This is a genomic window from Pseudomonas sp. HS6 (assembly GCF_023375815.1).
Lineage (GTDB): Bacteria > Pseudomonadota > Gammaproteobacteria > Pseudomonadales > Pseudomonadaceae > Aquipseudomonas.
This window is the reverse complement of the sequence record NZ_CP067412.1, coordinates 2,429,119-2,452,306: the sequence shown is the minus strand read 5'-3', so window position 1 is coordinate 2,452,306 and position 23,188 is coordinate 2,429,119. Positions and strand designations below refer to the sequence as shown.

Genomic DNA, 23,188 nt, shown 5'->3' with positions numbered 1-23,188 from the left:
CAGTTAGAAAAAAATCTACCGAGCGACACAAAATCCTGTGGGAGCGGGCTTGCCCGCGAATGCGGTGGGTCAGCGACATTGTTGCCGACTGACACTCCCTCTTCGCGAGCAAGCCCGCTCCCACAGTTGAGTTGTGTCGTACTCAGGATTTGTTGAAATCGACCACAACCTTGCCGAACGCCCCGCGATTGAGATGGGCGAACGCTTTGGGCACCTGGTCGAAGGCATAGGTCGCATCGATCACCGGTTTGATCTCGTGGTGATCGATCATCCGCACCAGATCCTCCAGCGCCCGGCGCGGCCCGACCGCTACAGCGACAATCGATGCGCGGCTGCCGAGCAACGGCATGATCGGTGTGCGCAGTTCGTCGGAGTCCAGCAGGCCGATGATCGACACCCGGCCGCCGGGCACCACCGCTTGCAGCGAACGCCCAAGGTTGTCGCCACCGGCCATTTCCAGAATGTGGTCGGCACCGCGTCCGCCCGTCAGTTCCAGTACGGCGGTGTGCCAGTCCGGTGTGGTGGTGCGGTTGATGCCATGAGTGGCACCCAGCGCGAGTGCCTGATCGATCTTTGCGTCGCTGCTGCTGGTCACAATGACTTTCGCACCGCTGGCCGCCGCCAGTTGCACGGCGAACAGCGAGACACCGCCAGTGCCCTGCACCACCACGGTTTGCCCGGCGTGAAGATGGCCCAGCTCGATCAGGGCCATCCACGCGGTCAACGCGGCAATCGGCAAGGTGCTGGCCTCGACCGCGCTGAGGTTTTTCGGTGCGCGGACGCACCAGTCGGCCGGCGTGACGACGTACTGTGCCAGCATGCCCGGAATCGGCCCGCCCTGGGTCGGCATCTCGGCCCAAGTCTTCGGATTGCCGTCGATCCAGTTGGTAATGTAAGTGGAGATGACTTTCTCGCCGATCTTGAAGCGGGTCACACCCTCGCCGACCGCCACCACGGTGCCAGCCATGTCCGACGCCGGCGTGAAGGGAAACCTCAGCGCGGCGGTCATGCCGTTTTCTGCCACTTGGGTGTCGCGGTAATTGAGTGAGACGGCGTCGATTTTCACCAGAATTTCCCCGGCCTTCGGTGCCGGAAGCGGAGCCTGGACGCGGTTGAGGTTGTCGAGGCCGAAAGCGGAAATTTCCCAGCGCTGCATTGTGTCGGACATGGCAATGAACTCGGTGGATGACTGTGGCACCGATGATAGAAGCCATGCCCCTTGCCGATTAAGTAGGTCGACACTCCGCTATATGCGGACGTTTTATTCCGCAATGACTAAGGTAAATTGATCGCCTTCGGTGAACTCGAGAGTCGTGATGGACAGCCTGACTGCGTTGAACGTGTTTGTTTCAGTGGCGGAAACCCGCAGCTTTGTCGCCAGCGGTCGCCTGCTCGGGGTGTCAGCCTCGGCCATTGGCAAAAGCATCGTGCGCCTGGAGGAACGCTTCGGTGTGCGCCTGTTCAACCGAAGCACCCGCAGCGTCACACTGACCGACGACGGCACACGATTTCTGGAGCGCAGCCTGCGCATCCTCGCCGAGATCGAAGCGGCGGAAGTCGAGTTTTCCCAGACCAACGCGACCCCGCGCGGTCGCCTGAAGATCAGCCTGCCGCTGGTGGGCGAGCCTTTCTTGCCGGCTCTGGCCCGGTTCAAGAAGACCTATCCGGCGGTGGACCTTGACCTGACGTTCGATGACCGCCGGGTCGATGTGATCGAGGAAGGCTACGACGCGGTGTTGCGTGCCGGCGATGTCCGCGACTCCAGCCTCACGTCGCGCCTGATCGGCAGCTATCGGATGATCATGGTCGGTGCCCCGGAATACTTTCAGGCCCACGGCGTGCCGCAGCAGGCCAGTGAACTGCTCGGTCATTCATGCATTCAATTTCGCTTTCCCAACACCGGCAAGCTTCAGGTCTGGCCGTTGCGCGAGGTTGGCCAGGAAGTGGATCTACCGCTGCCGACCTCGATGGTCTGCAACAATCTCGAAGCGCGGATCTGCTTTGCCCTGCAAGGGCTGGGGATTGCCTATCTGCCGGACTTCTGCGTCGGCGAAGCGCTGGCCAACGGCCAATTGCAACGGGTCCTGCCGGACTGCTCGGAGACGGGCGTCTATCGGATCATGTGGCCTTCAGGCAAACACCCGCAGTTGAAGCTGCGGGTTTTCATCGATTTCCTCAAGGAACATCTGTTTCCCGGGCAGGCGCTGGTTTGACCCACCCGTTCAAGCCACCAGCGCAATCAACTGCTGCCGCTGCGCATCAGTCAACATCGGCCCGAACCCCGCGCCGGCGTTGTCGGCCATGTAGCGCGGATTGCCGGTGCCGGGGATCACGCAGGTGACCGCTGTGTTCGACAGCAAAAACTTCAGCGCCAGTTGCGGCCAGCTGTTGACCTGCACATCCGACACCCAGCCCGGCAGCGGCTTGCCTTTGAGCCGTGCCAGCAGCCCGCCGCCACCAAACGGGCGATTGCAGATCACGGCCACTCCGCGCTCGCGGCACAACGGCAAGATGCGTTTCTCCACGCCCCGGTCATCGAGGGCGTAGTTGATCTGCAGGAAGTCGAGCTGTTCGGCCTTCAAAACCGCTTCCACTTCTTCGTACGCCGAAGGCGTGTAATGGGTGATGCCGATGTAACGGATGCGGCCCTGCTCCTTCCATTCACGCAGGGTCGGCAGGTGAGTCTGCCAGTCCAGGAGGTTGTGGATCTGCATCAGGTCGATGCGTTCGGTGCGCAGCAGACGAAAGGACTGCTCCATCTGCGCGATGCCCTCCTCGCGCCCACGCGTCCACACCTTGGTCGCCAGGAAGGCCGGTGAACGCGGTTCGTGGATCGACAGCAGTTCGCCGGTGGTTTCTTCGGCGCGGCCATACATCGGCGAGCTGTCGATCAGCGTGCCGCCCTTTCTGAACAGCTCGTCGAGCACTGTCGCCAATTGTCGGTAGGCCGGATTGCCGGGCGCGACATCGAAACCGCGATACGTGCCCAGCCCGACCAGGGGCAGCAGCTCGGAGCTGGAAGGGATGGCGCGAGTCTGCATGGTCTGGCCTCCTGAGGCGCTCGGCGACGTGGCAGTGGCCAACGCCCGGTCAAACGTGAAAACCGCCGAAACCCCGGCAGCCAGCGTGAGCAGGCGGCGGCGGGAACAACCCTCAGTGTGGCTCATGCTCGCGTCTCTGCTTGATGGATCTGTTGCGCCTTGTGTTTGGCGGCAGTCACTCGGGAAGGCTCAACTACACTGCGACTGAGCACCTTCACGCCCCGTTAAAGTTAGCCGAATGTCCAGAACCCTGATGTCGCTCGTCACTTTGATCGTTGCCGTGTACTTGATCCTGTGCGCGGCACTGTTCGTTTTTCAGCGCTCGCTGATCTATTTCCCGTCGTCCGGCTCCATGGGTACGGCGGAATCGCGCATGACGCTGGCGATGCCCGATGCCGACATTCGCGTCAGTGTTCGCGAGCATTCCGGGGCAAAAGCGCTGATCTATTTCGGTGGCAACGCCGAGGATGTATCGCGCAATCTGCCGGCGTTTGCCGAGGCGTTTCCCGACTACGCGGTGTATTTGCTGCACTATCGGGGGTTTGGTGGTAGCGGTGGATCACCTTCCGAAGAGGCGATTGCCGAGGATGCAATGGCGCTGTTCGATCAGGTGTATGCCCGGCATCCACAGATTGCACTGGTGGGACGCAGCCTCGGTTCCGGGGTTGCGGTGCGGCTGGCCAGTCAGCGGCCGGTGGCGCAACTGATTCTGGTCACGCCTTACAACAGCCTCGTCGAACTCGCCGTCCAGCATTACCCGTGGGTACCGGTGAAATGGCTGCTGAAGGATCGTTACGAGTCCGGTAAATATGCGGCGCACATCAGTGTGCCAACGCTGCTGTTGGCCGCGAGCGATGACGAGGTGGTTTCACGGGCCAGCACCGAGCGCTTACTGCACAGTTTTCCCGACGGTGTGGCGACGCTCAAAGTGGTGACGGATTCGGCGCACAACTCGATTTCCGAACGGCCGCAATACCTGCAATGGATGACTGATGCGTTGAACCGCTGAGTGACACCTGCGCACTTCGTCGGCGACCCGCGAAAGCCTCAGGCACCTCCTGAACCAAGTGCAAAAAGGCCAGTCCTACTCGCGCCACTTTCGCGGCTAACTCCCTATCAGCGCTGTCTTTTTTCAGAGCTTTGCGTCCCATGCGCCACGCCGTCCGTTCGTCTCGCTTCGTTTCGCTGTGCCTGCTGATCCTGTCTCCTTTGCTCGCCCCCATTGCCCACGCTGGTGCAGAGCGGCAACTGGCGGCCGCCATCAATGACCTTCGTGCCCACCCGCAACGCTGCGACCGGCGTCCGACACAACGCCTGGCGCCACTGGTGCTCAAGCAGAATATTGCGTTGCCGATCGGCTATGGCTACGGCGGCGGAATGCGCGAGCAACTGAAGGCCTCCGGTTATGCAGCGGTCGCGGTGCGCAGCATCAGGATCGTCGGGGCCGAGGATGCCGAAGAGGCGTTTGATCAATTGCAGAACGAACACTGTGGCGTTTTGCTTGATGCGCAATATGCCGACATCGGCATCAGCCGCGCCCGCAGTGAATGGCAAGTAGTACTGGCGCGCCCGGTGATCGACAGCCGGGTGGGCGATAACCGCAGCGTCGGCAAAGCCTTGCTGGCCGAGGTCAACGCCGCCCGTGCCCGATCACGAATGTGCGGGCGCCAGCGCTTTGCCGCCGCGCGCCCCTTGAGCTGGAACCCGGCCCTCGGCGCCGCCGCGCTGGGACACAGCAAGGCCATGGCCTACGGCAACTACTTCGCTCACCAGGACCCTGACGGCGATATGCCGGCCGACCGTGCCCGGTCTGCCGGCTACCGTGGCCGACAGATCGGCGAAAACATCGCCGCCGGACAAAGCTCACCTGGCAAGGCCATGGCCGGCTGGCTGGCCAGCCCCGGACATTGCGCCAACCTGATGAACCCGATGTTCACCCAGGTCGGCGCCGGTTTTGCCAGTGAGGCGCGCAGTGATGAAGGCGTGTACTGGACGATGGTGTTTGGTGCGCCTTGAGCGCCTCACTTCGGCCGACGCACGGCCCGCACCTTGCTGCTGTTGCCACCGCCGCAGTAGAAGCGCTCACCGCCATCGGCCTCCAGTCCGGAGACGCCGATCCCGGCGGGCAACGCCAGACTTTCCAGTACTTCGCCGCTGCCCGGATCGATCCGCCGGATCTCACTCTCTTCGCCTTCCCAGGTGCCATGCCACAGCGCACCGTCGACCCAGGTCACACCGGTGACAAAGCGGTTTGATTCGAGGGTACGGAGGATTTTCCCGGTTTCCGGATCGATTTGATGAATCTTGCGGTCGCGATACTGCCCTACCCACAACGAGCCCTCGGCCCAGGCCATGCCCGAATCGCCGCCGTCGCCGGGGGCTGGAATGGTGTGGAGCACGCGCCCGGTGGCTGGGTCGATCTTGTGGATTCGACGGTCGGCAATCTGAAAAAGGTGTTTGCCGTCGAACGCGGTCCCGCCATCGGCACCGACCTTGATCGTGCGCACGGTTTCGCCGCTGGCCGGGTCCAGCGCATTGAGCTGGCCGTCACTGGCGAACCAGACTTGCTGACCATCAAAGGTCACGCCGTGAACACCGTCGATGCCTTCGAACGGGCCGTATTCACGAAGGATTTCTGCGTTTGCGTGTTTCATGCTGGCTTCCTCGTTGAGTGGGTGAGTCCAGCCTAGCCATTTCCCAGCGATACCGGGAGTAACAAGATCGTCGCGAAACCCGGCACTGGCGGTGTCAACCAGCGACGTGCACGGCCGACACCGAACGCCTGGACCTTGTCTTGCACCGCCAACGTTTCCAGCGCTCGCTGTACCTGACGCTGGCTACTGCCCAGTGCGAGCGCAAGTGCCGAGCTCGACCACGCCTCGCCATCGGCGAGCAGCGCCAGCAATGCGGCGTGTTTGTCTTCGAGCGGTAACGTCAGGAGCGCCACGTCTTGCGCCACCAGCGCATAGCCACGGGAAGTCGCGGTGATTTCGGCCAGTGGTCGCAATGCTGCGCGCAATCGACCGATCTCGACCCGCAAACGGACGCGGTGGGATTCATCATCGAGCTTCAATCGAAAGGCCTTGGCGACCAGCGTCTCTCGGGGAGCATCCCCCGGCCAGGCTTCGGCAAGCAACCGAATGATGTTGAACAACACCGGTCGCTTGGCCAGCGCCACCGTCATGCCTGCACCGCGCACGCTGTAGCGACAGGCATCAATCACCAGCGTCGGCAATGCAAACAACGCTTCAACCTGCGCAAGTGTCACTGCTTGCATCTGACCGGCAACAGTCAATCGGGCGGCGGGAACCTCGAGCATTTGCAGGGCATGTTCGATCTCCGCCGACAGCGCTGGAATGCCCGCCAACTGCGCCGCTCGTTGCGCACGTTCCAACGTCATTTGCGCCTTGTGCGCCTGCACCCGGCGCAACGCGATTCCGGCGCTCATCAGTTCATGGACGGCGTGCAGGGCTGGCGGCAACGGTGCAGGAACGAGTTCAGCGAGCAGCGCATCAGCGTCGTCCAACTGCCCGATCAACAACAACCGACGAATCTGCAAATAGCGCGCGTGCGCTGCATTGAGCCAGTCGCCGTGATCGTGCAAGGCCCGTCGCGCCGCCTCCAGCGCCTTCACCGGCCAGCCTAGATCCCGCGTCGCCAGTGCCACTTCGGCCTCGGCCACCACGCAGCGCGCCCGAGACAACGGCTCATTGGCGCCGAACGCTTTCACCGCCCGCTGCAGCAATGTCTTGGCCCGTGTCATGTCGCCGAGCTGGGCCATGGCGATCCCGCGCAGGGCGAGTGCTGGAGGATCTTCGCGCAGGGCCACGAAATTCAGCGCCGCCAGCGGATCACCCGCCGCCAGTGCGCGGCCGGCGGCGTTGATCAGCGAGTCCATGGAGAGTCCGACATGGCAAGGTTTCAGGTATCAGATCGTGGGTGGAGTCTAATACCGAATGCGGTTTTGTCTGGGTGATCGTGTGACTGCGTACTCAGTCGAGGATGGCGGCACTCTTGAGCAACGCCTGCAAACCGACGGGCACCAGCGGTGATTGCTCAGTGAAACTTGAGCTGCCTTGCCAGCTTGCGGTGAACGGAGAACCGTCGCTTTCGTGACCGACGATCTGCGATTGCTCGTAGACCTGCGCATCGTCAAAGCGGGCGTCATACACCTGAACAATTTCATGTCCCGGTTTGCCGTTGTAGACGAAGAGGCTTTCAAGCGTGCCGAGCAGGCGCAGATCCTTCATGGAAAGGCCCAACTCTTCCTGCACTTCGCGCACGATGGCCTCGCGACTGGTTTCACCAAACTCGATACCGCCCCCAATGGGCCGGTAGAAGGTTTTGTCTGCGACCGGGTCGTGGAAGCGGTTAACCAGAATGTTGCCGTTGTGCTGAAAGACACACAATGCAAGTGCGCGGATACGCGGTTCGGCCATGGGGTGAAGTCCGTTTGCTGGATGAAAAGCCCGGCATTAGATCACACGCCCCATGGAAGGTGTCAGGTAAGCGTCAGACCGGAGAAATCGTGGCCAGAACGCCAATCATGATGGTCAACACGAGAAAGCCGCCGAGGAAAAACGCCATCTTAGCCATGAAGGCCTCCTGAATACTGAATGTCCGGCGCACCGGGTGCTTCGGAATGAAGCGCGTCGCGTGTGGCCGAACGGCAAGGGTATTTTGGGCCGATGGCTGAGATGGTTACAGATGCAGATTCAACAGGAAAAAGCGGATCAGATGGATTTGGCCCACTCATGTGTCGACATTCAGATCGGTACAGAAGGTTTCCATTACGCCGCTTTGATCTAGAGTCATGGTCGCCGCGCAAAGAACAACAAAAATACAGGAGTGAAACCATGACCGACCTGAACCTGCACCCCAACGCCGCCGAATCCCTGAATCGCTGGCACGAGATGATCCGCACCGGCAACTTGAAAGCCCTGCCCGACCTGCTCGACCCCAAAGCCGTATTCCGCTCGCCGATGGCCCACACGCCTTACCCCGGCGCACCGGTGGTGGCGATGATCCTGAACACCGTGTTCGAAGTGTTTGAAGACTTCAAATACCACCGTGAACTGGCGACGGCTGATGGTTTGAATGTGGTGCTGGAGTTCAGTGCAAAGGTTGGGTCGAAAGAGCTCAAGGGTATCGACATGATCCGGTTTGATAAACAGGGAAAGATTGTTGAATTCGAGGTGATGGTAAGGCCGTTGAGTGGATTGCAAGCGTTGGGAGAGGAAATGGGCCGGCGGTTGGGGACCTATCTGGCCGCCGCCAAAGCCTGAAATCCGGACACAAAAAAGCCCACTGACCGTTACCGGTTCAGTGGGCTTTGTGTGTCAGGCGTCTGAATTACAGAGCCATGTCACGTGCAGCGTTTTCCTTTGGAGCTTTAGCCTTGTCAGCCGCTTCCGCCGCTGGAGCTGCAGCCTGACCAATCACCGGTGGGGTTGGCAGTTGCAGGATCTTGGCGGTGTAAGCCCACTCTTCAGCCACTTTGGCTGGATCGTTGTTCAGCTGGGTGCCGTAGCTTGGAACGATCTGGTGCAGCTTGGCTTGCCACTCAGGGGTAGCGACTTTGTCTTTGAAGACTTTCTGCAGCACGCTCAGCATGATCGGTGCAGCGGTCGATGCGCCTGGCGATGCGCCCAGCAGACCGGCGATGGAGCCGTCTTTCGAAGCAACGATTTCGGTGCCCAGTTTCAGCACGCCGCCAGCGGCTTCATCACGCTTGATGATTTGCACGCGTTGGCCGGCTTGCCACAGGCGCCAGTCTTCGGCTTTGGCGTTCGGGAAGTATTCCTTCAGCGCGTTCAGACGGTCTTCATCCGACAGCATCAGTTGACCGGCCAGGTACTCGACCAGCGGGTATTCCTTGATGCCGACCTTGGTCATAGGCCAGATGTTGTGGGTAGTGGTGCTGGTCAGCAGGTCCAGGTACGAACCTTCCTTCAGGAACTTGGTGCTGAAGGTTGCGAACGGGCCAAACAGGATGACGCGCTTGCCGTCCAGGACACGGGTGTCCAGGTGCGGAACGGACATCGGAGGCGCGCCAACCGAAGCTTTACCGTAAGCCTTGGCCAGGTGCTGCTCGGCGATGGCCGGGTTATCGGTCACCAGGAACGAGCCGCCTACCGGGAAGCCAGCATATTCCTTGGCTTCTTCGATACCGGACTTCTGCAGCAGGTGCAGAGCACCGCCGCCGGCGCCGATGAACACGAACTTGGCGTCGGTTTCAGTCTTGGTGCCGTCTTTCAGGTTCTTGTAGCTGACGCGCCAGGTGCCATCGGCGTTCTTGGTGATGTCCTGTACTTCGCTCGACAGCTTCATGCTGAAGTTAGGCTTGGTCTGCAGGTAACCGGCGAACTGGCGGGTGATTTCGCCGAAGTTCATGTCGGTACCCAGCGGGCTCCAGGTGGCCGCGATTTTCTGGTTCGGGTCACGCCCTTCCATCATCAGCGGAACCCACTTCTTGATCACAGCCGGGTCTTCGGAGTACTGCATGCCGGCGAACAGCGGGCTCGCTTGCAGGGCTTCGTAGCGCTTTTTCAGGAACTTGATGTTGTCATCGCCCCACACGAAGCTCATGTGCGGAGTGGTGTTGATGAACGAGCGAGGGTCCTTCAGGACGCCTTGCTGAACCTGCCAGGCCCAGAACTGACGCGAAACCTGGAACGCTTCGTTGATTTCGACGGCTTTCGGGATCGACACTTTGCCGTTCTCGTCTTCCGGGGTGTAGTTCAGTTCGGCCAGTGCGGAGTGACCAGTACCGGCGTTGTTCCAGCCGTTGGAGCTCTCCAGGGCGACGCCGTCGAGGCGCTCGACCATTTCCATCGACCAGGTCGGTTCCAGCTCATTGATCCACACACCCAGGGTGGTGCTCATGATGCCGCCGCCGATCAGCAGGACGTCGACTTTCTTTGCTTCTTCGGCATTGGCGGACGACATCCCCATCGCCAAAGCCAGCCCCAGCAAGGCTGTGTTCACTTTTTTAAACATCTGTTGCACCTATGATAAAACGCCTTCCGCCCGCCGCTGTTGTACGTATGAGTTCCCCTTGTTCGCGACACTCAGGCCAGCGTCGCGGGTTCCGGCACACTTCAATTTTGACGGGTGGGCACACAAGGCCGACAGGCTGCGTCGACCTCAGTTATATGTCCCTTCTGAACTGACTTCTTATCATTATTGGCTTCAGCTACTTGAGCGACAGGGGTTCGGTCGGCTCGCCGAAAAGCGCGCCAGACTGAATTAGGTCAAACCAAGTGGGGCGAAGAATATCACGTCAGGACAAACCCGCGCGTCTGTTCGCGACCGGATAGTTTTCGATGGGTTCCTCAAGCGCTTTCTAACGCCGGTGCATTCCTGCTAAGTTGTACGACGACTGACAAATAGCTCAGTCGCTTCGATGATCTATAACAATAAGGAAAACCCATGAACAAAACCAAAATGCTGCTCGGTCTGCTCTGCCTCTTCAGTGGCTATGTCGCCGCTGCGCCGGCGGAACAAGAGGTCGCCCAGGCAGTCGACCACCTGACCCAGGCGATGCTGCACAAGGATATCGCCGAACTGAACTCCCTGACCGCCGACAACCTCACCTACGGCCATTCCAGCGGCAAGATTCAGGACAAGAAGGATTTCATTGCCGATATCGAAACCGGCAAGAGCGCGTTCAAGACCCTGGAAATGCAGAAACAGACCATCACCCTCTCCGGTGACACCGCGCTGGTTCGCCACCATTTTTCGGGGCAGGCCATCAAAGGCACCGAGGTCGTACCGACCGAAATCGAGAACCTTCAGATCTGGCAGAAGCAGGCTGGCAAGTGGTTGCTGGTGGGCCGTCAGGCTTACAAGTTCTGATGATGAAAAAAGGCTCTGGCAATTGCTTCGCCAGAGCCTTTATGTCTTCAAGACAACCCTGTTCGTATCTGTACTTTTCGTTCTGATTTGGCACTCCCGTTTATCCCCCGCCCTGATATGCTGCACCGCTATACCGTAAAAGCTCGTCCTTATGGAGTGATCAATGACCCGACTACGCGTCAAGCATTTTGGCCCTATCCGCGATGGTGTGAAGAACGAAGGCTGGATAGAGTTCAAACGCGTGACCGTGTTCGTGGGCAACCAGGGCTCCGGGAAAAGTACGCTGGCCAAGCTCTACTCGACCTTCTCCTGGATCGAAAAGGCGTTGGTGCGGGGTGATTACGAAAAAAAATGGTTCGAGAGAAAGAACAAATTCATCAAACCTTTTTTGACTTATCACAGGCTAGAGCACTACCTCACTGATGCAACAGAGATCGAATACGAGGGCGAGGCCTACTCGATTCATTTTCTGCGGGGACAGCTGCATATCTCTGAATCAAAAGGTGGTGGCTACCATTTGCCTCAGATCATGTACGTGCCTGCCGAGCGCAACTTTATCTCCTATGTCAGGCACCCGCGCGAACTGAAATTGTCCTCTGACTCGCTCAAGGAGTTCCTGACCGAGTTCGATGCAGCCAAAGCCAATATGAAGGGCGCTCTGCTGCTGCCTATCAATCAGGCAGAACTCGAATACGACAAGCTGAACGATATCCTCAACATTCGTGAATCAGACTACAAACTCCGGTTGGCAGATGCCTCCAGTGGTTTTCAGTCTGCCGTGCCATTGCATCTGGTGAGCCACTACCTGTCCAACGCGGTTCAAGAACGCAGCGAAGAGCGACAGGAGACCATGAGTGCCGATGAACTGGATCGGTTCAGAAAAGAAGTTAAACAGATCTTTTCCATTGATTCGCTGACTGAAGAGCAAAGACGTATCGCGCTCTCCACATTGTCTTCCAGATTCAACAAATCAGCGTTTATCAATATCGTCGAAGAGCCCGAGCAGAATCTGTACCCACAATCGCAATGGAGTGTCTTGCAGAGCCTCTTGCATTTCAATCACGGACAGAACAACCGCCTGGTGATGACAACTCATAGCCCCTATGTGGTGAATTACCTGACGATTGCCGTACAAGGCAAACACCTGCAGGACAGCATTCTCAAGGAAAAACGCGATAAGGAGCTGCTCCCTAAACTCGCAGCGGTTATTCCCTTGCATGCGCTAGTGGACATCGATGAGTTGGCGATTTACCAAGCCGACGAAAAAACCGGATCTATAAAGAAGCTGCCAATGGTTGATGGCATTCCTTCCGATGACAATTTTCTGAACAGATCCTTGCAAGAAGGCAATGATTTATTTGATGCGCTCCTTGATATCGAGGATGAGCTGAAAGGATGAATTTTTTTGATATCCGCTGCCAGACAGGTCCGTTTACTGATGCCGAATTTGGGCTGCGTGACGATCAAGAGTTTCCAGTGGCTTATGTCGACACAGGAAACCAGAAAGAATGGATAGCCTCGGTATTGAATCCTCTCCAAAAATCGATCGTGTTTACCGCGATTGACAAATGCGTGATCAAAGACGGTGAGGAAAAAGGTCGGGATCGATGTGACTGCATGCTGAGGACTGATGACGCGCTTTACCTTGTTGAGTTGAAAGACCGAGATGGAGGGGGCTGGCAAGGCCAAGGGATCAAACAATTGGAGTCGACTATTCAATTTTTGATTGATGCACACGGCGAGCAATTCCTGGCTGACTACCACCCCAAAATCGCCTACGTCTGCAACAAAAAGTCACCCTTCGTTAAACCAGAACTCAACGCAAAGAATCGTTTCAACTCAAAGTACAATTTCAGACTCAAGGTTGAGGCAACTATCAATGTGCGGCGAAAAGCGGATCAGTGATCCGCTTGCTCAGCCCACCTTAAGCAAAAACTGTATTCGCATCACAACCGAAACCGATCCACCGACTGCGCCAGCCGCCCCGCCAGGCTCGACAACTCATCCGTCGTATTCGCCGTCTCGCCGATCACTTTGCTGTTGCCCTCCGACATGCCGGCAATCATCTCCACCTGATGGGCGATTTCGTTGCTCGCCTGGCTCTGTTCGCCAATGGTGCGGGTGATGTCGTTGACCAGTTGCGTGGTGTTCAGGGTGGCTTCGAGGATTTCGCGGATGGCGCGCTCGACGTCGGCGGTGACCGCCATGCCTTTGTCGACCAGGGCCACGCCCGCCTCCATGCTGCTGACCGCTTCGCGGGTGCTGTTCTGGATCCGTGCGACCATCGCGGCGATTTCCTGGGTTGAGGCGCTGGTGCGAGCGGCAAGGCTGCGCACTTCATCGGCGACCACGGCAAACCCCCTGCCCTGCTCGCCCGCTCGGGCCGCTTCGATGGCCGCGTTGAGTGCCAACAGGTTGGTCTGGTCGGCGATGCTCTTGATCACTTGGATGATGTTGAAGATGCCTTCGGACTCCAGATCCAGCGTGCGGATCACCTGCGCCGACTGCTGGGCGGAACGGGCGATGTCGTCCATGTCGCTGACCACCTGATGGATCACCTGCCCGCCGTTTTTCGCCAGTGACTCGGCCTGGCTGGCCATGTTCAACGCCCGTTCGGCGTGGCGGGTGATTTCTTCGATGCTGGCGGTCATCTGGCTCGCGGCCGCAGCCATGGTGCCAGCAGCGGTGCTTTGTTGCTGGCTGCTGTCGGCCACCTGATGGCAGCCGTGACTCAGTTGCTCGCTCATGCCGCTGACGCCGTGAGCGTTGTGGCGAACCACGCCGATCATGTCGCGCAAGTCCCGCTGCATGGTCGCCAGTGTACGAATCAGCACGCTGGCCTCGTCCTTGCCCGAAGGCTCGGCGATTGGCTCGCTGAGATTGCCATGGGCGATGCTTTCCGCGATGCGACTGGCAGTCTTCAGCGGGCCGGTGATGCTCAGGATCACCCAGCGGCCCTGAGCCAAAAGCAGTAACAGGCTAGCGATCAGCACGATCCCAAGGGCGATGTTGGCGTTGCGGATCGCGGCTTCGGTGCCCTGGCTGGTCTGCCGGGTATTGGTTTCGATCAACTCGCTCAGGGACGCCATCTGCTCTTCGAGCTGGCTGAACGCGGCGCTGAACGTGCCGAGTTCCTGTTGCGCCGTGTCCGGGTTGTCCAGTGCCAGCCCGACGATCCGCTCACCGGCGTTGATGTAGGTGTCGAGACTGGGGCGAATCTGCTCCAGTGCGGTCCGGATCGTGGCGTCGAGCGGCAGTTTCAGGTTCTCGCCCAGCACCTCGCGAAAATGCGCAGCGTGCTCTTCGACGGAACTGCGCACCTCGTCCGCCGTGCTGGTGCTTTTTCCCAGCCCCACGAGCATCGCCGAATAGACATCGGCGCGCAGGGCGTCGTGCATCATGTCGGCTTCCATGTGGTTGCGCAGCGCGCTCATGCTGACCGCGTTATCACTGACCGCCGAAGCCATCCGCTGGTTGCCGACATAACTGACCAGGCTCACGATCAACGCCGTAAGCAGGCTGGTCGCGATCAGCAACACCAAACGCAGTTTGATCGACACGGTGATTTCCTCCCTGGTCGCGCCGCACAGCGCTTTCAAAGCTTCAGTTAAGCCTATTTCCGCGAACCCGCCGGGTTAGAGCGTCGCAACGTGTGTCGTCACATCCGGTAAAAAAGAATAGTGTGCGGCAGTTATCGGTTTGCAGCCCCGAGAACTTGTTCCGGCGCATGGAACTCCCAAGCCACGCAGCACCTCTCACATTATGTGGTACTTCCTTTTCGCTTTACGCTGCTGGAGGAAACCGTCATGCGTCGTTTATTACTCGTTTCGTCTCTTGTGCTGTGCCTGCCCTTTGGTTCGGCCTTCGCCCGTGTGGATGCGGGAGATGTCGCTACTTCGGCGGGTGTTTCAGCGTCGCTGTACTCCACCTTCAAAGATCACAAAATGGTGATTCCGGCCCGTGACGACCTGTCCGCCTTCGTCGCCAGCGGCGGTGCCATCCGTGGTGTGTATCTGGAGTCGGTGCTGCAACAGGTGCGCCAGGACAATCCCGGCCTGAATGCCAGCGATGAAGAGCTGGCCAACGCCATCCTGGTTCATTACGAAGGCTTGTCGCAGTAAGCCTCACGCTCGACGTCGCCAATCAGCACTCTGCCGATGGACGGCAGCCGGGTGACCATGGGCAAAATCGTCGAACGGCCTCTATGATGGAGGCCATGACGATTTCCGCCCCGATCCGCTCACCCTGCCCGCCCGGCGCCTGCGACTGCGGGCGCGATCCGCTGCTGGAAAATCCTGGCGCAGATGTACGCATCCTGTTACTGACCCGACAGGAAGAAAAACGCCTGCTCGATCGTCTGGAAAACCTGCAAAGTCTGGCCGATCTTGAGCGCCTGCAAGGCAGGATGTTCGAGCAGTTGGGTATTCGCGTGGAAATCTCCCCCGGTGACAACGTGGTCAAAACCATGCTCGGGATCGAAATCAGGATCGATGAACTGCCGGGGCTCTGCCGCAAGACAAAACAATCCATTCCGGCCGCCATCCGTCGCGGTCTGAAAAAGCATCCGGAAGTCGCCTACCAATTGCTCAACGCCCACGACTTGCTGCGCGACACCTGATCATTTTTTCATGCCGACCCGTTTGCGCATCTCGGCCGTGATGCTCTGGCGGGTTGTCTTCATGTCCGCCCAGGGCTCATCACCGACATCCGCCAGTCGTTCGTGGACGTTATGAATATTCCACTGATTGCCGCCCTTGATCTCTTTCACTTCATCGATAAACAGCGGCACCGATACTGGCAGCCCTTCCCGTGTGCGCGCCGCGTAGGCGCAAATGGTGGTGGCGCCGAGACCGTTGCGCAGGTAATCGATGAAGATCCGCCCCACCCGGTTCTTCGGCCCGGACACCGCCGAAAACCGTTCCGGCAACAACTTGGCCATGTGACTGACGATGGCATGGCTGAAATCCTTGACCTCGTCCCAGCCTTGCTTGCGGATCAGCGGCACCACCAGATGAATGCCCTTGCCGCCACTGGTCTTGAGGAATGCCCGCAAACCCAGTTCTTCCAGCACGGTCAGGGTCATGGCTGTGGCTTCGACCATGCTTTTCCAAGGCAACGCAGGATCGGGGTCGAGGTCGAGGACGAAACGGTCGGGTTTCTCCAGGTCCACCGTGGTGGCGTTCCAGGTGTGAAGTTCGACGGTGCTCATCTGAACCGCACCGATCAGGGCTTCGGCGTTGTTGATCAGCATCACCGGTTGCCCGGTGACGTGCTTGTCCAGCGTACGAATACCGGGGATCGCCAGATGCTCGGCGTTTTTCTGGAAGAACAATTCACCGGCGATTCCGTCCGGCGCCCGCACCAGCGCCACCGGGCGATCCTTGAGTTGCGGCAGGATCCATTCGGCGACGCTGGCGTAATACTCGGCCAGTTGCATCTTTGTGGTGCCGCTGCTCGCGTCGATCACCCGGTCGGGGTGGGTGATCCGCACCTTGTCGTCAGCCAGGCCGGATTGGGACGGCGCGGTGGCTTGAGTCTTTGACGTCTTCATGGTTTTGGCTCGCTCCTCAGTGATGTCCTTGGCCGGTTTGTCCTCACGCACGCCATGAAACACCGCGTGACGCACCGAGCCATCCTGAGTCATTTCGGCAAACGCGACTTCCGCCAACTGGCTCGGTTTCAGCCAGTGCACGCCTTTGACCTCGAAGCCACTCGGCGGGTTGACCACGGCCGGTTTCTTCGCCCGCAATGGCTTCAACTGCGCGAGGAGGCTTTTCAATGTGGCCTCATTGAAACCGGTGCCAACCTTGCCGGCATAGCGCAATTCACCGCTGTCGCGATCATGCAGCCCCAGCAACAAAGCGCCGAACGCGCTGCGCGAACCCTTGGGGTCGGTGTAGCCGACAATCACGAATTCCTGACGATGCTTGCACTTGAGCTTGATCCAGTCGCTGCTGCGCCGTGACACATAAGGCGAGCCGATGCGCTTGCCGATCAAGCCTTCCATCTGCATCTGGCAGGCGCTGTTGAGCAACGCCTCCGGGGTTTCGTCAAAGGCTTCGGAGAAGCGCAACAGCGGATCCTTGTGTGCCTTCAATACCGTGGCCAGCGCGGCGCGTCGCTCTTCCACCGGCACTTCGCGCAGGTCGACACCGTTGAGGTAAGGCAGGTCGAACAGGTAATAAATGATGTTGGCGCTGCGGCTGGCTTCGAAGGCGTTCTGCAGCGCTTGGAAATCGGGAACACCCTCTTCGTTGGCGACGACCATTTCACCGTCAAGCCAGGCCGATTCCAGCCCCAGCGCGGCGAGCGCCCGGGCTTGCTCAGGCAGTTTGTGCGTCCAGTCATGGCCGTTACGGGTGAACAACTGCACGTCGTCATGATCGATGCGCGCCATGATCCGGTAGCCGTCGAACTTGATTTCGTAGCTCCAGTCTCCCGCCGGCGCACTGTCCACCAGCGTGGCCAGTTGCGGCTTCAACTGCGCGGGAATCCGGGCCTTGTGTGCGCCGACAAGCTTTCCCGAAGCCGGTTTGCGCGTTGGTTTTTTAAGCGGTTTGACTTGTCTGGCGTCGAGTTTGGGCTTGTCGACCAGGGTTCGCTCGCTGAGCACGCTGTCCGGCTCGGCGACCAGCACGTCGTAATCGTTTTGCGGCCGGGCGGCGGTGTCCTGATGCTTGATCAGAAACCATTGCTCCTGCTTGCCCGGCATGTGGGTGCGCACCAGATTCCAGATGCCGCCGAGCTTCTCGCCTTGCAGCTCGAACTTGAGCTTGCCCTTGGCGTAGGCCTTCTGCGGGTCTTCCAGCGGGATCCACACACCGCGATCCCAGACGATCACATCCCCGGCGCCGTAATGCCCTTCAGGAATGCTGCCTTCGAAGGTCGCGTAATCCAACGGATGGTCTTCGACGTGGACGGCCAGCCGCTTGACCTTGGGATCCAGCGACGGCCCCTTGGGCACCGCCCAGCTTTTGAGCGCTCCGTCGAGTTCCAGGCGAAAGTCGTAGTGCAGGTGCGACGCGTCGTGTTTCTGGATGCAGAACTGCAACGCGTGATCGACGCCGGCCTGCTTGCCCCGCTGCTTGACTGCCGCCGGTTCCGAGGTCGCCGAGAAGTCGCGCATGCGGTTGTAGTCGTCGAGGTTCCTGCTCATGGCGCACCTGCCTTGTTTCATCCAGTTCGGGTCACGGTCAGTGCCACCACGGCGATCCGTTCGACCCGTTGATAGCCGACATTCAACAACTCTTCGCCAAAGACATCGGGATCCAGCTCACGGTAAGTCCAGCAGAACCGCGATGCGTCCAGCCGCGGCACCACGGTGTCGATAAACGGATCACGGCCATCGACCATCGCCACACCGGTGTAGAGCAGCAGCGAGCCTCCGGGCGCCAGGCGATTGAGCGCCTGCTCGACGATGCGCAACGACAACCCCGCGCCCAGCGTCCCACCTCCGTGGCGATAAGCGCGTCCCGCCGGGTCCGCCATATACGGCGGGTTGGCAACGATCAGATCGAACTCGCCCTCCACGCCTTGCAACACGTCACTGGCCAGTACTTCGACGTTGGCCACTTCCGCCAGCGCCGCGTTGATGGTCGTCAGGCGCAACGCGGCAGGGTTGATGTCGAGCGCCAGCACCTGTGCCTGACGACGAGCACGGGCTATCACAATCGCACCGACACCCGCGCCACAACCGATGTCCACGGCGCGCAGGATCGGGGCATAGCTCTGCTGTAAATGGCTGTGAATCAGTTGGGCAAAGCGGTAGGTATCCGGGCCGAAGAACACCGAATCGGCCGCCTCGGTCGGAAACCCCGAATGCACGAACAGTAAATCGTCCAGGCTCGACCAGCGCACCCGACTCTTGAGGCGCCCATCACAGACCTCGAGGATTTGCGCGTCCTGCAATTGCCGCTGCTCGTCGGCGGATAACAACCCGGGTTCGAACGAACGCGACCAGCCGAATACATCGCGCAGGCAATCGACCGCCTGCCCCTCGTCGCGCTGATTGACGCGCTGGTGGGTCAGTGGCGTCGGCGTGACGAATCGATAGCCGTCAGCCTGCAAGCGCCGGCCCAGTTGCAACAGCACAAGGTCGTCGGCGGACAGCAATACTTCCTGATTCATGGGCGACTCCCTCAGTCCAGACTGGATTTGAGCTCGATGAAACGGCGGGTCGCGAGCAATCCGGCCGGATGCGAGTGTCGGGCCGGCGCCAGCCAGGGAATCAGCGCCGCCATTTGTCCGTGCCCGTCCTGACCGTGCAGTGCCGCATTCAATTGCTGGACATCGGGATCCCGCGCGGACACCGCGACTGCGGGGGTGACGTGACTACGACGCCGAGCCGGAGCCGGTCGGGTCGCAGGCGCCCAGTCACCGGCAATCCAGTCGTGCAGCAGCTGTTTTTCGTAGCCATTGAACACGCCGAACATCGCCGCGCCATCACCTTCGATCAATTGCCAGAAGCGGCTGGCCTGAGGGTCCTGATGGCGCTTTATCCAGCCTTTTTCTTGCAGGGCCTGGAGAAATCCCGGCAGTTGCTCGGGCGCGGCCAGCCATTGATTGACGGTCTTGCCTTCAAACCGGCAGTAGTCCGAATGCATGTGCTGGCCGAAGGCACTCTTGCGTTCGAGCATGACCAGCAACTCACGCTGCAAATCGAAACCCTCGATGATGGCGCGACTGCCCTGCCCCAGGTCGTTAAGCCGATAGCCCCGCGAAACCCGGCGCAGGAAGTCGGCACGATCGGCCTCCAGCGGCATCAGATCGAGCGCTGCCTGCACGGCTTTGTGCGCATGTCCGGTGCTGGCGTTATCGATGGTCACGTGCAGGGTGAAGTAATACGGATCGATGCCCAGCTCGCTCAACTCATAACTGCTGATCAACAGGTGCAAGGGCAGTTGTTCATACCCGAGGTTGTAGCCTATGACTTCCGGCAAGTATTCATCGCCACAGGCGCCCAGCGCGAGTTGCAAAGAACCTTGCAGATAACGCTCGTCGGGCAAGGAACCTGCGTGCTCCAGGCCATGTTCGGCCAGCAGTTTGCGGTAGATCACCACATGGTTTTGCGCAGGATTACCTTCACCCAGTTCTTCCAGATAGGTGCAGACCAGGCCACTGAAACGCGGATCGCGCCAGTGCTGCAACAGTCCGTAAAGCCAGGCGCCGTCTACCTGTTTGGTCGGAGCTACCGCTTGCAGGAAATACAGCGCATGAGCCTTGCCACTGAAGAACTGCCGCGCCCCACCGTCCTTGCGATGTCGCAGATACTCGGCGTATTGCCGGGCAACCTCGGCGCAGTGTGCGGCCACCCAGTCGTGCCACGACGAAGGATCCGCCGGCAATGCCTCTGACAATTGCGCTGCCTGCAGCAGTTGTTCTTCGAGAAACGGTCGCGCCAGTGCACGGGGATTTCCCCCCGACAGCAATGCTTCATACAGGCTGCGCAAACCTCCACCGGGATGGATCGGTTGCGCGTGTGCGGGTGTTGATAGCAGACGTGTCAGGACAGTCATGGCAGATTTCCCGGTCAATTGGCAGGACGCTGGTTCACGCGCCTCTAAAGCAGCAGAGAGGCAGCGCGCAGCAAAAATTCAATCGACGTGAAATTTGCCCGGACGGACGGACAGAGCCCCCGGCAACTCTATTTACTGAATAGAAGCTGCCGAAGGCTGTAAGAGGTGGGATTCAGGCGGTGCCTTTGGCCTGTTGTTCGAGATGCACCTGCAACTGAGGGTCGATCTGCAAGGCCGCCGCCAGCTCATCCAGATAATTGCGTTCGGCGTCCTGCTGGTCGTCCACCAGCATCACACTGGCGATGTACATTTCGGCGGCCACTGCCGGATCGTTGCTGGCGGCTTGCGCGACTTCGTTGGCATCAAGGGGTTTGGCGACTTCGGCATCCAGCCATTGTTGCAGGTTGGGATCGTCGGTATGGCGGCCGATTTCGCTGCTGATCAGGTGTTTTTCCGAATCGTCGATCCGGCCATCAGCCTTGGCCGCCGCGATCAGGGCTCGCAGCACCGCGTGGCTATGTTCCTCGACTTGCGGGCCGGCCAACAGGTCAGCGGTCTGCGGTGTCTGCTGTGGCGCCGCTGATGCCTGACTGCGTTGCCAGGCCTGATACGCCTGGAAAGCCATCATGCCCAGCGAAGCCAGTGCCGCGTAGTTGGTGCCACCGGTGCGACTTTGCGTACCACCGCCCAACGCCCCGCCACCCAATCCCCCGCCACCGAGCAATCCGCCGAGCAGCCCGCCCAGGCCACCCAATCCTCCGGCAGGCGAACCACCGCCGCTGCTACCACCGCCGCCCAGCAGGCCACCCAGCAAACCGCCGAGCCCACCCAGACCATCGCCGGCCGAAGCGCCACTTTGTTGTTGTCCCGCCGAGGCCTGGCCTCGCAGCAGTTGTTCGAGCAGATCGCTGGTGTTCATGACATCGTCCTCAGGCAAAGGCGTAACAGCGTCAGGCAACGATAGACCTCCGCACGCGTTGTGCCAGCACCGTTTGGCCGACGCAGCTTCAGGGAGGCGATTTCCACGTCGAAAAATTTTCCCGGCCAGCTAAGATTCATGAAGGGTGAACCTTATCCCGGCCCGACCGGTCGATAGCTGCAAACCCGACCCGGTTGGCCGCCACCCTTGTCAATCAAGCGTGATACCCGGCTCGCTACACTTTCTGGAGAACGCCCCTGTGATATCGACCGTCCACATTGCCAGGCTCAAGGCCTGGGGCGCCCATGGCTTTACCGCGACCGGCGTGGTCACCGCGTTTCTGGCCACCCTTGCTTTGTTGGAAAACCAGCCCGTGCATTGCCTGATGTGGCTGGGCGTGGCGCTGATCGTCGACGGCCTCGACGGCGCGCTGGCGCGCAAGGTCAACGTGCAGTCGGTGCTACCGAGTTTCGACGGGTCGATCCTCGATCTGGTGATCGATTACCTGACCTACGTGTTCATTCCGGCACTGTTCATCTATCGCTACATTCCGTTGCCCGACTACACGCTGTTGCTGACGGTGTCACTGATTCTCGTGTCGTCGCTGTTCTGCTTCTGCAACGTCAACATGAAGAGCAAGGACAACTACTTCGTCGGCTTCCCGGCTGCCTGGAACGTAGTTGCGCTGTGCCTGTACATCATCGGTCCGGGGCCGTGGCTCACCTTCCTGACCGTGATCGGCCTGGCGTTGCTGACCATCACCCGGATGAAATTCCTGCACCCGTTCCGCGTGCGGCGCTTCATGCCGATCAACATCGCGGTAACGGCGATCTGGCTGCTGTGCAGTCTGTCGCTGGTGATCAACCACCCGGTGATCAACCCGCTGGTGATGGGGTTGTGGTTGCTGGCGTCGGCGTACTTCCTGGGCATCTGCATCTGGCGCACGGCGCTGGAGTGGTTTGATGCTTCGCACCTGAAATAGAAATCACGTGGGAGCGAGCAGGCTCGCTCCCACATGGGTTTGCGCTCAGCGCTTGGTAATCACCACCTCCAGATACTCACTCGGCACCACCATCGATTCCGGCCCTGCCCGGTTCAGCCCGTCGATCAATTGCGTCAGATCTCCTTCCAGGGCCTGCCCGCTTTCCGGCGGCAACGCCGCGAACGCCTTGTGCACCGGCCCGTACCAGTGGCGAAAGATGTCTATGAAGTGCGCCGCCGAGCGATAACGGAAGTTGAAGTGGCGACGGGTCACCTGCACTTGAAAGTGGCGATCATCGAACTGCGAATGCAGCCACGCTTCCGCGCCCCAGTTCGACGGGGGCTGGGTACCGGGCGGCGGTGGCAGATGCCGGCCGAGGGTCTTGAACATCTGGCCGACAAAACCTTCCGGTGTCCAGTTGGCCAGGCCGATCCGCCCGCCACGACGGCAGACCCGCGCCAGTTCCTTCGCAGCTTTGGCCTGATCCGGCGCAAACATCACGCCGAAGGTCGACAGCACAGCATCGAAACTGGAATCGGCGAATGGCAGCGCTTCGGCGTCGGCGACCTGAAACGTCACGTCCAGGTGCTCGGCCCGCGCCCGGTCCTGGCCGCGTTCCAGCAGCGCCGCGACATAATCGGTGGACATCACCAGACAACCACGGCGCGCCGCCGCCAGCGTGGCATTGCCATTGCCGGCGGCGACGTCCAGCACTTCCTCATCGCAGCGCAGGTCGCAGGCTTCAGCGAGGGTTTCGCCGACGATCTGCAGGGTGGTGCCGATCACGGCGTAATCGCCGCTGGCCCAGGCGACTTTCTGGCGTTCCTTCAGGGCAGTGAGATCAACGGGGGTACTCATCAATGGGTGCTCCACG

22 protein-coding genes are annotated in these 23,188 nt (G+C 60.0%); 10 read left to right on the top strand and 12 right to left on the bottom strand.

Annotation, left to right across the window (positions count from 1 at the left end; genetic code table 11):
* Nucleotides 1-142: 142 nt before the first annotated feature.
* Nucleotides 143-1,168, bottom strand: a complete 1,026-nt coding sequence (locus tag JJN09_RS11310; protein ID WP_249490192.1) for an NAD(P)-dependent alcohol dehydrogenase — start codon at nt 1,166-1,168, stop codon at nt 143-145.
* A gap of 148 nt (nt 1,169-1,316) precedes the next feature.
* Here JJN09_RS11310 and JJN09_RS11305 point away from each other — a divergent pair, with 148 nt between their 5' ends.
* The gene (locus JJN09_RS11305; protein WP_249490191.1) at nt 1,317-2,213 is read left to right on the top strand and encodes a LysR family transcriptional regulator; all 897 of its coding nucleotides are present in this window, start codon (nt 1,317-1,319) and stop codon (nt 2,211-2,213) included.
* Between the two features lie 9 nt (nt 2,214-2,222).
* Here JJN09_RS11305 and JJN09_RS11300 read toward each other — a convergent pair whose 3' ends face one another.
* Nucleotides 2,223-3,167 carry an aldo/keto reductase gene (locus tag JJN09_RS11300; RefSeq protein WP_249490190.1) on the bottom strand — a complete coding sequence of 315 codons (945 nt, stop codon included), beginning with the start codon at nt 3,165-3,167 and terminating at the stop codon, nt 2,223-2,225.
* A gap of 112 nt (nt 3,168-3,279) precedes the next feature.
* Here JJN09_RS11300 and JJN09_RS11295 point away from each other — a divergent pair, with 112 nt between their 5' ends.
* Together JJN09_RS11295 and JJN09_RS11290 are read left to right on the top strand one after the other, a co-directional pair.
* Nucleotides 3,280-4,050: an alpha/beta hydrolase gene (locus JJN09_RS11295; RefSeq protein ID WP_249490189.1), complete on the top strand. Its 771-nt coding sequence runs from the start codon at nt 3,280-3,282 to the stop codon at nt 4,048-4,050.
* 140 nt (nt 4,051-4,190) lie between these two features.
* Nucleotides 4,191-5,057, top strand: coding sequence for a CAP domain-containing protein (locus tag JJN09_RS11290; RefSeq protein ID WP_249490188.1), 867 nt, complete (start codon nt 4,191-4,193; stop codon nt 5,055-5,057).
* Nucleotides 5,058-5,062: 5 nt separating this feature from the next.
* Here the strand turns inward: JJN09_RS11290 and JJN09_RS11285 are convergent, their stop codons facing one another.
* The 3 genes from JJN09_RS11285 to JJN09_RS11275 all read right to left on the bottom strand — a co-directional run bounded on the left by JJN09_RS11285 (nt 5,063) and on the right by JJN09_RS11275 (nt 7,480).
* Nucleotides 5,063-5,695: a PQQ-binding-like beta-propeller repeat protein gene (locus tag JJN09_RS11285; protein ID WP_249490187.1), complete on the bottom strand. Its 633-nt coding sequence runs from the start codon at nt 5,693-5,695 to the stop codon at nt 5,063-5,065.
* A 32-nt stretch (nt 5,696-5,727) separates the two neighbouring features.
* A complete protein-coding gene (locus JJN09_RS11280) occupies nt 5,728-6,939 on the bottom strand; it encodes a helix-turn-helix domain-containing protein (protein WP_249490186.1) in 1,212 nt (403 codons plus the stop codon).
* 94 nt (nt 6,940-7,033) lie between these two features.
* Nucleotides 7,034-7,480: an NUDIX hydrolase gene (locus JJN09_RS11275; protein ID WP_249490185.1), complete on the bottom strand. Its 447-nt coding sequence runs from the start codon at nt 7,478-7,480 to the stop codon at nt 7,034-7,036.
* Nucleotides 7,481-7,897: 417 nt separating this feature from the next.
* Here JJN09_RS11275 and JJN09_RS11270 point away from each other — a divergent pair, with 417 nt between their 5' ends.
* Nucleotides 7,898-8,326, top strand: a complete 429-nt coding sequence (locus JJN09_RS11270) for a nuclear transport factor 2 family protein (protein ID WP_249490184.1) — start codon at nt 7,898-7,900, stop codon at nt 8,324-8,326.
* A gap of 67 nt (nt 8,327-8,393) precedes the next feature.
* On the opposite strand, the gene mqo is transcribed toward JJN09_RS11270, so the two are convergent.
* A complete protein-coding gene (mqo, locus tag JJN09_RS11265; protein ID WP_096822874.1) occupies nt 8,394-10,040 on the bottom strand; it encodes a malate dehydrogenase (quinone) in 1,647 nt (548 codons plus the stop codon).
* A gap of 432 nt (nt 10,041-10,472) precedes the next feature.
* Here mqo and JJN09_RS11260 point away from each other — a divergent pair, with 432 nt between their 5' ends.
* From JJN09_RS11260 to JJN09_RS11250, 3 genes are all read left to right on the top strand, one after another.
* The gene (locus JJN09_RS11260; RefSeq protein ID WP_249490183.1) at nt 10,473-10,898 is read left to right on the top strand and encodes a nuclear transport factor 2 family protein; all 426 of its coding nucleotides are present in this window, start codon (nt 10,473-10,475) and stop codon (nt 10,896-10,898) included.
* 163 nt (nt 10,899-11,061) lie between these two features.
* Nucleotides 11,062-12,297: an AAA family ATPase gene (locus JJN09_RS11255; protein WP_249490182.1), complete on the top strand. Its 1,236-nt coding sequence runs from the start codon at nt 11,062-11,064 to the stop codon at nt 12,295-12,297.
* The gene (locus tag JJN09_RS11250; RefSeq protein ID WP_249490181.1) at nt 12,294-12,803 is read left to right on the top strand and encodes a hypothetical protein; all 510 of its coding nucleotides are present in this window, start codon (nt 12,294-12,296) and stop codon (nt 12,801-12,803) included. The genes JJN09_RS11255 and JJN09_RS11250 overlap by 4 nt, the downstream gene beginning before the upstream one ends.
* A gap of 41 nt (nt 12,804-12,844) precedes the next feature.
* Here the strand turns inward: JJN09_RS11250 and JJN09_RS11245 are convergent, their stop codons facing one another.
* Entirely contained in the window at nt 12,845-14,458 is a 1,614-nt protein-coding gene (locus JJN09_RS11245) for a methyl-accepting chemotaxis protein (protein ID WP_249490180.1), read from the bottom strand.
* A 246-nt stretch (nt 14,459-14,704) separates the two neighbouring features.
* Here JJN09_RS11245 and JJN09_RS11240 point away from each other — a divergent pair, with 246 nt between their 5' ends.
* Nucleotides 14,705-15,019 carry a DUF2388 domain-containing protein gene (locus JJN09_RS11240; RefSeq protein ID WP_096822876.1) on the top strand — a complete coding sequence of 105 codons (315 nt, stop codon included), beginning with the start codon at nt 14,705-14,707 and terminating at the stop codon, nt 15,017-15,019.
* A gap of 95 nt (nt 15,020-15,114) precedes the next feature.
* A complete protein-coding gene (locus JJN09_RS11235) occupies nt 15,115-15,516 on the top strand; it encodes a hypothetical protein (protein ID WP_249490179.1) in 402 nt (133 codons plus the stop codon).
* Here JJN09_RS11235 and ligD read toward each other — a convergent pair whose 3' ends face one another.
* From ligD to JJN09_RS11215, 4 genes are all read right to left on the bottom strand, one after another.
* Nucleotides 15,517-18,054: a DNA ligase D gene (gene ligD, locus JJN09_RS11230; RefSeq protein WP_249490178.1), complete on the bottom strand. Its 2,538-nt coding sequence runs from the start codon at nt 18,052-18,054 to the stop codon at nt 15,517-15,519.
* Between the two features lie 17 nt (nt 18,055-18,071).
* A complete protein-coding gene (locus JJN09_RS11225; protein WP_249490177.1) occupies nt 18,072-19,025 on the bottom strand; it encodes a class I SAM-dependent methyltransferase in 954 nt (317 codons plus the stop codon).
* Nucleotides 19,026-19,036: 11 nt separating this feature from the next.
* Complete coding sequence (locus tag JJN09_RS11220; protein WP_249490176.1) at nt 19,037-20,413, bottom strand: iron-containing redox enzyme family protein; 1,377 nt, start codon at nt 20,411-20,413, stop codon at nt 19,037-19,039.
* 172 nt (nt 20,414-20,585) lie between these two features.
* Complete coding sequence (locus JJN09_RS11215; protein WP_249490175.1) at nt 20,586-21,332, bottom strand: tellurite resistance TerB family protein; 747 nt, start codon at nt 21,330-21,332, stop codon at nt 20,586-20,588.
* Between the two features lie 259 nt (nt 21,333-21,591).
* On the opposite strand from JJN09_RS11215, the gene pcsA reads away from it, so the two are divergent.
* Nucleotides 21,592-22,314, top strand: a complete 723-nt coding sequence (gene pcsA, locus JJN09_RS11210) for a phosphatidylcholine synthase (protein ID WP_249490174.1) — start codon at nt 21,592-21,594, stop codon at nt 22,312-22,314.
* Nucleotides 22,315-22,359: 45 nt separating this feature from the next.
* On the opposite strand, the gene JJN09_RS11205 is transcribed toward pcsA, so the two are convergent.
* Nucleotides 22,360-23,172 (bottom strand): class I SAM-dependent methyltransferase, encoded by an 813-nt coding sequence (locus JJN09_RS11205; RefSeq protein ID WP_249490173.1) that lies wholly within the window; start codon nt 23,170-23,172, stop codon nt 22,360-22,362.
* Nucleotides 23,173-23,188 lie beyond the last annotated feature (16 nt).